This is a genomic window from Nocardioides sp. BE266 (assembly GCF_031457855.1).
In the GTDB taxonomy this organism is placed as follows: Bacteria; Actinomycetota; Actinomycetes; order Propionibacteriales; family Nocardioidaceae; genus Nocardioides.
The window spans coordinates 131835-143734 of record NZ_JAURTI010000003.1; the positions used below are offsets into that span (position 1 = coordinate 131835).

The 11900-nt window shown below is 71.6% G+C and carries 9 protein-coding genes; 3 read left to right on the top strand and 6 right to left on the bottom strand.

Going from position 1 to position 11900, the window contains the following annotated elements; translation table 11 throughout:
• Positions 1 to 17: 17 nt before the first annotated feature.
• The 3 genes from J2X46_RS09240 to J2X46_RS09250 all read right to left on the bottom strand — a co-directional run bounded on the left by J2X46_RS09240 (position 18) and on the right by J2X46_RS09250 (position 4452).
• Positions 18 to 1709, bottom strand: coding sequence for a methyl-accepting chemotaxis protein (locus J2X46_RS09240; RefSeq protein ID WP_310249474.1), 1692 nt, complete (start codon positions 1707 to 1709; stop codon positions 18 to 20).
• Positions 1710 to 1798: 89 nt separating this feature from the next.
• Entirely contained in the window at positions 1799 to 2230 is a 432-nt protein-coding gene (locus tag J2X46_RS09245) for a chemotaxis protein CheW (protein ID WP_310249476.1), read from the bottom strand.
• A gap of 11 nt (positions 2231 to 2241) precedes the next feature.
• Positions 2242 to 4452 carry a chemotaxis protein CheA gene (locus J2X46_RS09250; RefSeq protein ID WP_310250693.1) on the bottom strand — a complete coding sequence of 737 codons (2211 nt, stop codon included), beginning with the start codon at positions 4450 to 4452 and terminating at the stop codon, positions 2242 to 2244.
• 255 nt (positions 4453 to 4707) lie between these two features.
• Between J2X46_RS09250 and J2X46_RS09255 the strand changes: the two genes are divergently transcribed.
• The gene (locus tag J2X46_RS09255; protein WP_310249478.1) at positions 4708 to 5409 is read left to right on the top strand and encodes a hypothetical protein; all 702 of its coding nucleotides are present in this window, start codon (positions 4708 to 4710) and stop codon (positions 5407 to 5409) included.
• Positions 5410 to 5418: 9 nt separating this feature from the next.
• On the opposite strand, the gene J2X46_RS09260 is transcribed toward J2X46_RS09255, so the two are convergent.
• The 3 genes from J2X46_RS09260 to J2X46_RS09270 form a co-directional block, all read right to left on the bottom strand.
• Positions 5419 to 7209, bottom strand: a complete 1791-nt coding sequence (locus tag J2X46_RS09260) for a GAF domain-containing sensor histidine kinase (protein WP_310249479.1) — start codon at positions 7207 to 7209, stop codon at positions 5419 to 5421.
• Between the two features lie 109 nt (positions 7210 to 7318).
• Positions 7319 to 8170, bottom strand: coding sequence for a M15 family metallopeptidase (locus tag J2X46_RS09265; protein ID WP_310249481.1), 852 nt, complete (start codon positions 8168 to 8170; stop codon positions 7319 to 7321).
• Positions 8171 to 8174: 4 nt separating this feature from the next.
• Entirely contained in the window at positions 8175 to 9947 is a 1773-nt protein-coding gene (locus tag J2X46_RS09270; RefSeq protein WP_310249483.1) for a HAMP domain-containing sensor histidine kinase, read from the bottom strand.
• 120 nt (positions 9948 to 10067) lie between these two features.
• Here J2X46_RS09270 and J2X46_RS09275 point away from each other — a divergent pair, with 120 nt between their 5' ends.
• Together J2X46_RS09275 and thpR are read left to right on the top strand one after the other, a co-directional pair.
• Positions 10068 to 11213 (top strand): acyl-CoA dehydrogenase family protein, encoded by a 1146-nt coding sequence (locus J2X46_RS09275; RefSeq protein ID WP_310249485.1) that lies wholly within the window; start codon positions 10068 to 10070, stop codon positions 11211 to 11213.
• A gap of 5 nt (positions 11214 to 11218) precedes the next feature.
• A complete protein-coding gene (gene thpR / locus J2X46_RS09280; protein WP_310250696.1) occupies positions 11219 to 11782 on the top strand; it encodes an RNA 2',3'-cyclic phosphodiesterase in 564 nt (187 codons plus the stop codon).
• The last annotated feature ends 118 nt before the right edge of the window (positions 11783 to 11900 follow it).

Here is an 11900-nt window from a genome sequence, read left to right on the forward strand (position 1 = left end):
CTACCTCTCGCGCCGGCTCAGTACCGGAACTTGCCGACGAGGGTGCGCATGTCGGCCGCCATCCGGGCGAGCTCGTCGGCCGCCTGGCTGGTGCTGTTGGCAGCAGCCTGGGTGTCGGAGGCCGTCCGGGCGACGCCGGTGACGTTCTGCGCGATGTCGGTCGAGCCGGTGGCCGCCTCGGCGACGTTGCGGCTCATCTCGTTGGTCGTCGCGGTCTGCTCCTCGACGGCCGAGGCGATCGTGGACTGGGTGTCGTTGATCTGGCCGATGATCTCCGCGATCTCGCCGATCGCGGCCACTGCGGCCTCGGTGTCGGACTGGATGGCCTCGATCCGACGGCCGATGTCCTCGGTCGCCTTGCCGGTCTCCTGCGCCAGCTCCTTGACCTCGGTCGCGACGACCGCGAAGCCCTTGCCGGCCTCGCCGGCACGGGCGGCCTCGATGGTGGCGTTGAGGGCGAGCAGGTTGGTCTGCTCGGCGATCGAGTTGATCACCTTGATCACGTTGCCGACCTCGGCCGAGGACGCGCCGAGCTTGGCGACCGTGGCGTTGGTGGACTCGGCCACCACGACGGCCTGGGCGGCGACACCCGCGGCGCTGGAGGCGTTCTGGGCGATCTCACGGATCGAGGCCGACATCTCTTCGGTGCCGGTCGCGACCGTCATCACGTTGCGCGAGACCTGCTCGGCCGCGGCCGACACGAGTCCCGCCTGCGAGGAGGACTCGGAGGCCGAGGCGCTCATCTGGCCCGACACCGAGGACAGCTCCTCGGAGGCCGAGGCGAGGGACTGGGCGTTCTGGTCCATCTGGCCCATCGCGGAGCCCAGGCGCTCGAGGGCGTTGTTGAGGGCCTCGCCCATCTGTCCGACCTCGTCGCGCGACGACACCTCGAGGCGGGCGTCGAGACGACCCTCCGCGACCTCACCGAGGGCGTGAACCGCGCGCCGCAGCGGGCGGGTGATCAGGCGGGTGATGACGATGGAGAGCAGGGTGGCCACGGCCAGGGCGATGACCAGGGCGACGTAGAGGGTGGTGCGCTGGGCGGACTCGGCGGCCTCGTACGAGGCGTCCTCGTCGGCGACCGCAGCGTCGATCGTCTCGCGCAGGGCGTCGAGCCGGCCGTCGACCTCGTGGTTCTTGTCGACGAGGTCCGTCTCGCCCTCGGCGTCGGTGCGCCCGGCGGCGTTCGGGTTGTCCACGAAGGCTTCGACGTAGGTGTAGAACGACTGTGCGGGCACCTGGGCGCTGTCCACGTCGTCGAGGATCTCGGCCGGCAGGTCGAGCGCGAGCACCTCGTCGAAGATGACCTGGGCGCTCTCGATGTCGTCGGCCGTGTCGGTGACGACCAGGTCGGCGTCGGCGCCGATCAGCGCCCGGAAGCCGTCGGCCTTGATCTCGCTGTTGCGGTTGTCGAGGTGGTAGAGCTTCGCCGACGCCTGCGCGAGCGCGTCGACCTTCTCCTTGTCGTCGCTGAGGGTGGAGAGCCCGTTCAGAACGGTGAAGGTGATCACCCCGGTCGGCAGGAGGCACGCCACCGCGAGCACGAGCAGCTTGCGGCCCGTGCTCAGGTTCGCCAGGACCCGCATCGGGCTCGGCTTGGTGCGCTGCCGCGCCGGCGGCGTCGGTACGCCGGCGTACGCGGCACCCTGCGTCGGCTGGGCGGTGACGCCCGGGGCGTAGTCGGGCGGCGGCGGGGCGAGAGTGGTCATGGTGTCCTCCGGGCGGATGTGACGGGTCGGTGATGGGTGGGTGTGGCGAGTCCGCCCGAAACGGCTCGCAGGGTGGTCGATCTGGTGGGTCAGACGAGGTCGTGGACCTGGGCGGCCCGCTCGGTGTCGAGGAGGAGCATCAGCTGGCGCTCCAGCTTGCAGACGCGGCTGACGAGCGCGCGTACGGACGCGGGGACCGTCTCGGGCGGGGCCTCGAAGGCTTCGCGCGGCGGCTCGATCACGTCGCCGATCTCGTCGACCACGAGGCTCACGGCGCTGCCGTCGGCGGTCTTCACGACCACGTTCACCGACGGTGCGTCGGCGGGTCGCGGCGGGAGGCCGAGGCGGGCGCGCAGCTCGAGCGAGGTGACGATCTGGCCGCGCAGGTTGAGCAGTCCGGCGACCTCTGGGGGCGCCAGCGGGACGCTGGTGAGGGCCTGCGCACGCAGCACCTCCTGGACGGAGGCGACCGGGACGCCGAACACGTGCCCGTCGAGGACGAAGGTGCAGTACTGGGACATGGGGAGCTCCTTCACGCCGTCCGCGCGAGGCGGTCGTGGCCGGGCAGGCCGGCGAAGACCTGGTCGATGTCGACGAGCTCGGTGACGTGGCCGGCGATGACCGCCGAGCCGTCGCCACTGCTCGAGTCGAGGGCGGTGCGGATGGCCAGGTCGGTCTCGACGATGTCGAGGATGCCGGCGACGACGACGCCGGCACGCTGCTCGCCCTTGCGGCACACGACCACCTGGAGCGACCCGCCGTCGAGGCCCGCGTCGCCGTGGAGCACGCGGTCCAGCCGCACCAGCGGCAGGATCTGCTCGCGGTACTGGACGACCTCGTGGTGCCCGGCCCGCTCGACGACCGCGAGGTCGATCTCCTCGAGGCGGTCGACCGCGCTGACAGGGATCCCCGCGCGCCGACCTCCGCCGAGCTCGACGACGAGCACCGAGGCGATGTCGGAGGCGTCGGCGGCACCGAGGTCGGCGGCCGCGTTGAGCTCCGACTCCAGCGCCATCCCGACCTTGCGGGCGATCGCGGTCGCGTCGAGGATCAGCGCCACGGCACCGTCGCCCATGATCGTGGCACCGGCGTAGAGCGGCAGGTGGCGCAGCTGGTTGCCGAGCGGCTTCACGACGATCTCCTCGGTGTCGAGGATGTCGTCGACCACGAGGCCGTACTGCTGGTTGTCGGCCTGGAGCACCACGACGTACGTCGTCTCGCGCTCCACGGCGTCGAGCCCGAGCTGCTCGCGCAGGTCGATGAGGGGCAGCAGGCGGCCGCGCAGGCGGTAGACCGGGGCACCGTGCACGTTCTCGATCGCGGAGGCGGCCTGGACGGCGTCGAGCCGGACCAGCTCGAGCAGGTTGACCTGCGGGATGGCGAACCGGTTCTCGGCGGCGGTGACGACGAGCGCCGGGATGATCGCCAGGGTCAGCGGGATCCGGATCCGGACGGTGGTGCCGCGGCCAGGCTCGCTGGACAGGTCGATGGAGCCGCCGATCCGCTCGATGTTGGTCTTGACGACGTCCATGCCGACGCCGCGGCCCGACACGTTGGTCAGCGCGGAGGCGGTCGAGAAGCCCGCCATGAAGATGAGGGAGGTGGCCTCGTGGTCGGTGAGGCGGTCGGCGGCTTCGCGGGTCAGCAGGCCCTTGGACACTGCCTTGTCGCGGAGCTTGGCGGGATCGATGCCGGCACCGTCGTCGGTGATCTCGATGCTGACCTGGCCGCCCTCGTGGAACGCACGCAGCACGAGCGTCCCCTCGACCGGCTTGCCGGCGGCGGCGCGGTCGGCGGGCGACTCGATGCCGTGGTCGATGCTGTTGCGCACGAGGTGCGTGAGCGGGTCGCGGACAGCCTCAAGGATGGTCTTGTCGAGCTCGGTCTCGCGCCCGACCATGTCGAGCTGCACCGACTTGCCGAGCTGCACCGACAGGTCGCGCACGACCCGGGGCAGCTTGCTCCACAGGGTGTCGATCTGCTGCAGGCGCGTGCGCATCACGCCCTCCTGCAGCTCGCCCGCCACCAGGTTGAGGCGGTGGGTGGTGCGAGCCAGGTCGACGTCCTCGCGGGCGGCGGCGTTCTGCAGCATCTGGTTGCGGGTCAGCACCAGCTCGCCGACGAGGTTCATCAGGGAGTCGAGCAGGGTGACGTCGACGCGGATGGTGCTGTCGGCGACCGACCGGCGACCCTCAGCGGCCTCGCCGGGCTCGGGCGCGGGCTCCGGCTCGGGCTCGGGCTCGGCGTGGGCCTCGGCCTCGGCGACCACGAGGGCCCGCACCGGGGCGGCGGGCGCCTCGTCCGGGACGACCTCGGCCACCTCGACGGGAGCGACGGGAGCCACGGGGGCCGGTGCCTCACCGTCGAGCACCGCGTTCAGCCGGCCGACGAGGTCGTCGTACGACCGGTCGCCCTCGGCGCCGGTGAGCTCGATGTCCGTGAGCAGCGCACGTACGGCGTCGACCACCTCGAGCAGGAGGCTGGTGAGCTCCGGGGTGAGGGTCAGCTCGCCGTCGCGCAACCGGGCCAGCAGGCTCTCGCCGACGTGGGTGACCGACTCCAGGACCGAGAAGGCGAGGAAGCCGCTCGTGCCCTTGATCGTGTGGATGGTGCGGAACACGCTGGCGAGCAGCGCGGTCGAGCCGGGGTCCTGCTCCAGCGCGACGAGGTCGCTGTCGAGCTGGTCGAGGTTCTCATGACTCTCGACCAGGAACTCACCGATGATCTCGTCCAAGCCATCCATGGCATCCACGCGCGTCTCCATCTCTTCGCGTCCTGACGGATGCCCCCATCGACCCCGTGGCCCCCCACCTGAGTGGTCTGGACCCGATCGCGCCGAACTCTCCATGCGACGTAGTCCTTCGGGACCGGTCCCATGGCCCGTTCGTGCCACGTGCGCATACGCCGGCGCCCACCGCCTCGCCCGACTTCGGCCGTTCGACCACGGAGCGCGCGCAGGTGGGAGGGTCGTTCGGGCCGATCAACGGGAGGAGTCGTCATGCGCAGCATCCGTGCCACCGCCGCAGTCCTCCTCCTGGCGACCCTCACGACCGGGTGCAGCGCCTACGAGAACTTCCGCAAGAGCGACTTCGCCAAGCAGGACGCCGAGTCCATCGCCGACGCGGCGAACACCGCGATGCAGGACGTCACCAGCATGCGGGTGACCGGGCAGGTGCACCCCGAAGGCACCCAGATCCTCATCGACCTGGCGATGGACGAGGACGGCCGGTGCAGCGGGACCATGCGTCTGAGCCAGGGCCACCTGGCGATCCGGCGGATCGGCGCACGTGCCTGGATCAAGGGCGACGGAGCCTTCGTCACCCGCGTGTCGGACGGCGCGCTGCCGGCGAACGCGTTGGCTCGGCTCAGCACCTCGTGGATCCCGGCCGACGACAAGACGATCCTGCGGCTCTGCGACCTCGACAGCTACCTGAAGGCCCTGAAGCTCGTCGCTACGGGCGGCGAGGCACGTGCCGGCCAGGAGGCGACCTACGAGGAGGAGACCACGGCGGACGGCGATCGGGTCGTCATGCTGCCGGGCCGCGCCGGCGAGCTGAGCTGGGTCACCAGCGAGGCCCCCCACCGCGTGGTGCGGGTCGACTACGCGGGGAAGGGCGACAAGGGGTCGTTGGCGATCTCCGAGTTCAACCAGGAGGTCCTGGTCCTGGCCCCCAGGCCGAAGGACGTCTTCAACCCCTAGCCCGACTGGTCAGTCGCGGGGCAGCGGCGGGAACTGCAGGCGGACGGACGTCCCGACGCCGAGCCGCGACTCCACCTCGACGGTGCCGGCGTGGCGCTGCATGATCTCGCGGACGATGCCCAGCCCGAGTCCTGTCCCGGGGCGGCGCAGCGCGTCGTCGTTGGTCGAGCGGAACAGCGGCGTGAACAGGGCGGCCTGGTCGTCGTCCGAGATGCCGATCCCCTCGTCGCGGCAGGTGAAGGTGACGCCGCCGTCCTCGGCGTGCGAGACGCTGAGCCAGATCCGTGCGCCGGGGTCGGAGTACTTCACGGCGTTGTCGACGAGGTTGGTCACGGCCCCTGCGACCTCGCGCGGGTCACCGAGCACCCACGCGTCGGCTGTCTCGCCGCTGCGGTGGAGGGCGACCTCGGCCCGCTCGGCCACGGCCGTCATCGAGCCGATGGTGTCGGCCACGACGAGGGCCAGGTCGAGCCGCCGGGTCACCAGGGGGTGCTGCGGGTCGCTGACCCGCGAGAGCATGAGCAGTCCCTCGAGCAGGCCCCCCAGCCGCTCGGTGCCGCGCAGGATGGCCTCGGCCCGGCTCCGGTCGCGCTCGTCGGCGGTGTCGCTGGTCGCCAGGAACTCGGCGTTCGCGGCGATCACCGTCATCGGGTTGTTGATCTCGTGGGTGAGGACCTGGAGGAACTTGTGGCGCGCCTCCTCCAGCTCGCGCAGCTCTCCGAGCAGGGCGCGCTCGCGCTGGGTGGCGTGGGCGTTGGCGATGGCCCGGCCCAGGTCGTGGCCGAGCTCGAGGGCCGCCACGCCCTCGCCGTCGGTCCACCGTCGCGAGCCGGTGCGCCGAGCGAAGATCATCGTGCCGAGCACCTCGTCCTCGACGCCCACGGGCGCGACCACGACGGTCTCGAGGTCCGCCTCGACCAGCGCGTCGGCGAACCAGGCGGCGTAGGCGCCCGCGAGCTCGACGTCGCCCCACACGTGCTCGGGCTCGATGATCAGCACCCGCTGCTCGGCCCACGCGCGCGCGGCGGCCTCGTCCAGCGCCGTACGGACCTCCGGGGCCATGTCGAGCCCGAGGCTGTCCGGGCTCTGCCCGTCGTCGCCGTCGAAGAGCCGGATCTCCAGCTCGTCGACGGAGAGCGCACCGAGGAGGGTGCTGCGCGCCTCGCGGAGCAGGTGGCTGACGTCGTGGCGGGCCGGGTTGGACCGGGCCAGCCGGCGGGTCGCCCGGATGACGCGCATGTGCTCGACGTACTCCTCGCGCTCGACCGCGGTCACGATCGAGCGAAGGGTCATGGTGAGGGCGTCGGAGAGCTCGAGGAGGCGGGCCGCATCGGGGCGGCGCAGGTCCTCGGGGACGTCGAGGTAGAGCAGCGCCCGCAGGTCGCCGCGCTCGTCGATGATCCGGGCGGCCAGCATGTCCATCGCGTGCCAGGCCGCAGGGTCGTCGGTCTCCGGCACGTCCGGGATGACGACGTAGCCCTCGAGCTGCGCCAGGGCCGGCTCGGAGAACTTCTCCTCCGGGATCCAGACGAAGTGGCCGTGCGCCTCCCCGTCCGCGAAGGCGGTCAGCATGTCGGCCAGGCGGGACGCGGTGCCGAGCCGCTCCTCGGCGCTGGTCTCGTCGCCGTAGATCGCGACGAACTCGAGCAGTCCCTGGGGCCGGACCACCTCGATCGCGCAGACGCGGAAACCGGCACGGGTTGCTGCGTCCCTCGCCAGGGCGTGCATCAGCGCACGTGCCTGCGAGTCACCCCAGCTCAGGTCGCGCGTGCGGCGCTCCCCTGTCCGTCCCTGCCCCATGACATCGTGCCTCCCCAATCCGGCAGTTGGATCGTAGGCACGGATCCCCAGCAGTCGTGGGGTTTCCCGGCCAAACCACCCGGTCGAGCCACCGCTGCGTGGTCGGCGGTCAGAGGCCGTTGCGGCTGAAGTGCATGTAGTCGCGTGACTGCCGCCACGCACCGCCCCACTCCCAGCCGATGCGGGCGAAGGCCCGCACGACGGGTCCGTCGGGGGTGATCATCCCGGCCCGCACGCGCCCCCGGTCGAGGTACGACGACGCCAGCTCGGGCAGCACCACGGCCCGCTTGGCGTAGGGGTTCTGGAACGAGTTCACGTCGATCGCCAGGCCGTACGCGTGCTGGGAGAAGTACGACGACCCGGTCGAGGGCCGGCACACGAAGGCTCCGGTGCCGTTGCCGTCGCCGGTGCTCGGCGCGTCGGGGTCCCAGCGGCGCACGATGCCGACGTGCTCCTGGGGGAACCGTTCGCGGTAGAGCACGCCGAAGACCTGCACGAGGTCGTCGGCAACCGACCGGTGCGCCAGCAGCTCGCCGGTGTGCCGCCGCGCGTCGAAGCCCCAGAACGTCAGCCGCACCCAGGCCAGGTCGCGGGCGGCGACGGGGCAGCCGGGCTGCCAGCTGGAGCGGCGGACCACGTGGCGCGGAGCCGGCGACACCACCCGGTTGGCGTACCCGTTGCCGGGCAGCATCGGCACCGAGTCGGGCAGGGTCCAGCGCCGGTGTCGAAGCGCCGGCGGCGTCGGGCGCACGCGGCCGTAGCCGGTCGCCGGGTCCTCGCGCAGCTCGCGGGTGCCGAGCCAGCGCGGCGGCACGCTGCCCCGCCCCGAGGCGGCCGCCGCCTGGGTGCCGTCGGTGCTCGCCACCGACACCCGGACCTCGGCAGGAACGGGCGGGACGGGCGTCGCGGTGACCGTCAGGAGCAGGTGGACCAGCGCGACGAGGAAGGCGTCGACCGACACCACCTCAACGTACGTCGGCAGGCGGGGCGAGCGGGAGCCGCACCGTGAACGTCGTGCCCTCGCCACGCACCGACGCCACCTCGACGTCGCCGTGGTGGAGCGTGGCCACCCGCTCGACGATCGCCAGGCCGAGCCCGGTGCCGGGCCGACGCCGGGCCTCGGGGTCGGCGGAGCGGAAGAACGGCGTGAACAGGTGCGCCAGGTCGTCCTCGTCGATGCCGATGCCGGTGTCGGTGCACGTGAACCGCACGCCGTCGCGGCCCTCGACCCGGTCGGGGACGAGGGTCAGGGTGATCGTGCCGCCGGCCGCGGTGTACTTGATCGCGTTGGAGACCAGGTTGGCCACCATCCGCTGGAGGCCCGCGACCTCGCCCTCGACCACCAGCCCCTCGGTGACCTCGAGCCGGACGTCGATCCCCTCGGCGGCCGCGACGGGCGCGAGGAACTCCGCGCACTCCAGCACGCAGGCCGACACGTCGACAGGAGCGAGTGCCGGGGTGAGCGAGGGGTCGCTGGCGGCTGCCAGCGCCATCAGGTCCGCGACCATGTCCTCGATGCGGCGGGTCGCGCGGTCCATCGCCTCGACCGAGGCCCCCAACGGGCCGGGGACCTGCTCCTGGCCGAGCAGGTCGAGGTGGGTCCACAGCACGCTCACCGGGTTGCGCAGCTCGTGGGCCAGCGTGTTGACCATGTCGCGGCGGTAGTCGTTGATGTCGCGCAGCTCGGCGTTGAGCCGGCGCTCGCGCTCCATCAGGCGCGCGTCGAAGACCGTGACCGCGACGTCGGCGGCGACCGCGATCGCGGCGTTGATCTCGGAGTCGATCCAGCGCGGACCGCCGTTCTTGCGGCCCAGGCCCATCGTGCCGAGGTACTCCTCACCCATGCCGATCGGCACGAGCAACCACGACCCGATGCCGCGGCGGTCCATGATGTCGTAGAGGACCTCGGGGGTGGGGACGGACGTCGTCGTGATGCCCCACGTCTGCGTGGGCTCGACGATCAGGTGGCCGCGCCGCACCAGGACCCGGCGCATGTGCTGCTCGAGGAAGGGCGTGTACGGCTCGAGCGCCGGCTCGCGCTGGCCGGCCAGCAGCACGTCGACGTAGTCGACCTCCATCGCCGCGACCATGGCGTCGGACATCTCACTGAGGAAGTCACCGACACCCAGGCCGGGGCGCACGCTCTGCAGCGCCGTACGGGCCTGGGTGACCATGCGGACCTGCTCGCCGTAGAGCTCGCGCTCGACGATGCTGACCACCGCGTCGAACATGACCTCGATCTCGGCGTTCATCGCCGCGACCGACGCCGGCGTGGGGCGCAGGCCGTCGAGGGGCTCGTCGAGGTAGAGCGTCGCGCGGAGCTCGCCGTCGGGGTTCTCGAGGAGTCGGACCAACCGGTCCTCGGCCCGCCAGGCGTCCGCCAGGTCGCTCTCGGGGATGTCGGGCGTGTGGCCGTACCGCGCCATCCACTCACGGGTCTCGTCGTCGACCCGCTCCTCGGGGATGTGGATCCAGCCGTCGATGCGGGTGCCGAAGGCGACGATCTTCTCCAGCCGCAGCGGGGCGGCCTTGCCGAGCAGCTGCGCGCGGGCCTCCGGGCTGCCGGCGATCGCGACGAACTCGAGGTTGCCGTCGGAGCGCAGCGCCTCGATGGCGGCGACCTTGTAGCCCGAGCGACGGGCCACGTCCTCGGCGATGGCATGCAGGACCGCGCGTTGGGCCTCGTTGCCCCACGCTTGTCCTCGTGGACGGATCCACGTCGATTCGTCTGCTCCCACTGCTGCTCCCGCCCCCGCAACGAGTCAGTGCGGGCGAGGTTACGTGGGGATGCGGTGGTCGTGGGCGACTTCACCGAGGTTCACAGGTGCGGCGTGGTGACTCACGGGTAACATTGCCCCATGAAGCGTGAGATCTACGACGAGGACCACGAGGCCTTCCGCGCCTCGGTGAAGCAGTTCCTGGACCGCGAGGTCACCCCGAACCTCGAGGCGTACGCCGACCACCACGGGCTCGACCGCGACTTCTGGACCTCGGCCGGCAAGCAGGGCTTCCTCGGTCTGGAGATCCCGGAGGAGTACGGCGGCTCGGAGGCCGGCGACTACCGCTTCAACGCGGTGCTGACCGAGGAGCTGGCCAAGGTCAACATGACCCTGCCGAGCTGCGTCGGGATCCACGCCGACATCACCGTGCCCTACCTGGTGCACCTCACCAACGACGAGCAGAAGGCCCGCTGGCTGCCCGGCGCCGCCTCCGGCGAGATCCTCACCGCGATCGGCATGACCGAGCCCGGCGGCGGCTCCGACCTCGCCAACCTCAGGACCACCGCCGTCCGTGACGGCGACGACTGGATCATCAACGGCTCGAAGACCTTCATCACCAACGGCGGCTCGGCCGACATCGTGCTGGTCGCCGCCCGCACCAGCCCGGAGAAGAAGGCGAAGGGCATCTCGCTCTTCGCGGTCGACACCACGCTCGACGGGTTCAGCGTCGGCCGCGTCCTCGACAAGGTCGGCCAGGACGAGTCCGACACCGCGGAGCTCGCCTTCGACAACGTCCGGGTCAGCAACGACGACCTCGTCGGCCCGCTCGACACCGGCTTCATCTCGATGATGGAGTTCCTGCCGCAGGAGCGCCTCGGCTCGGCCATCACCAACCTGGCCCACGCCAAGCAGATCCTCGAGGAGACGGTCCAGTACGCCAAGGACCGCCAGGCCTTCGGCCAGCCGATCGGCGCCTTCCAGAACACCCAGTTCCTGCTGGCCGACCTGGTCACCCGGGTCGACGTGACCCAGGCCTTCGTCGACCAGTGCGTCATCGCGCACACCAAGAAGGAGCTGACCCCGGTCGACGCCGCCAAGGCGAAGTGGTGGACCTCGCAGGTCCAGAACGACGTCCTCGACCACTGCGTCCAGGTCCACGGCGGCTACGGCTACATGAACGAGTACCGCGTCGCCCGCGCCTGGCGCGACGCCCGCGTCACGAAGATCTGGGCCGGCTCCAACGAGATCATGAAGATGCTGATCGGGCGCGACCTCGGCCTGTGACGCGGATGTTCGTGGCGGCGGTGGTGCCGCCGGAGGCGGTCGAGCACCTCGACCAATTCCTGGCACCCCGCCGCGAGGCGGCGGCCTTCCGGTGGTCCGACCCCGGGCAGTGGCACCTCACGCTGGCCTTCGCGGCCGACGTGCCCGACCGTAGCCTCGACGACCTCGACGACCGGCTCACCCGGGCCGCCGCGAAGCGGCACGCCTTCACGCTGCGGGTCGCCGGAGGCGGCGCGTTCCCCCACCCCGACCGGGCGCGCGTCCTCTTCGCCCGGCTCGACGCGGACCAGGTCGCCACGACCGAGCTGGACCGGCTGGCCACCGGCGCCCGCGCGGCCCTGGCGAAGGCCGGCGCGCAGGTCGACGGCCAGCGCTTCCGCCCGCACCTGACGCTCGGACGCCTGGGCCACCCCGACAACGTGACGTCGTGGGTGCGACTGCTCGACGACTACGACGGGCCCGAGTGGTGCGTCGACGAGGTCGCGCTGGTGGCGTCGTACCTCGGCGAGGGCGCACGGCGTCGACCGCGCCACGAGGTGGTGGCGACGTACGCCCTGGGCCGGGATTGAACCAGCCTCACCTTTCGATGGATTTCCACGCGCTCGGGCGGAAGTTCATCAGGGGCTCAGCGTGGGACGTCCCATCCGCCGCTGAACTTCCACGCACTCGGGCGGAAGTTCATCGGGG

Excerpts from the sequence above, each read along its gene's own strand:
- J2X46_RS09240 (WP_310249474.1), bottom strand. The coding sequence starts at position 1,709 with ATGACCACTCTCGCCCCGCCGCCGCCCGACTACGCCCCGGGCGTCACC.
- J2X46_RS09245 (WP_310249476.1), bottom strand. The coding sequence starts at position 2,230 with ATGTCCCAGTACTGCACCTTCGTCCTCGACGGGCACGTGTTCGGCGTC.
- J2X46_RS09275 (WP_310249485.1), top strand. The coding sequence starts at position 10,068 with ATGAAGCGTGAGATCTACGACGAGGACCACGAGGCCTTCCGCGCCTCG.
- J2X46_RS09255 (WP_310249478.1), top strand. The coding sequence starts at position 4,708 with ATGCGCAGCATCCGTGCCACCGCCGCAGTCCTCCTCCTGGCGACCCTC.
- thpR (WP_310250696.1), top strand. The coding sequence starts at position 11,219 with ATGTTCGTGGCGGCGGTGGTGCCGCCGGAGGCGGTCGAGCACCTCGAC.
- J2X46_RS09260 (WP_310249479.1), bottom strand. The coding sequence starts at position 7,209 with ATGGGGCAGGGACGGACAGGGGAGCGCCGCACGCGCGACCTGAGCTGG.
- J2X46_RS09250 (WP_310250693.1), bottom strand. The coding sequence starts at position 4,452 with ATGGATGGCTTGGACGAGATCATCGGTGAGTTCCTGGTCGAGAGTCAT.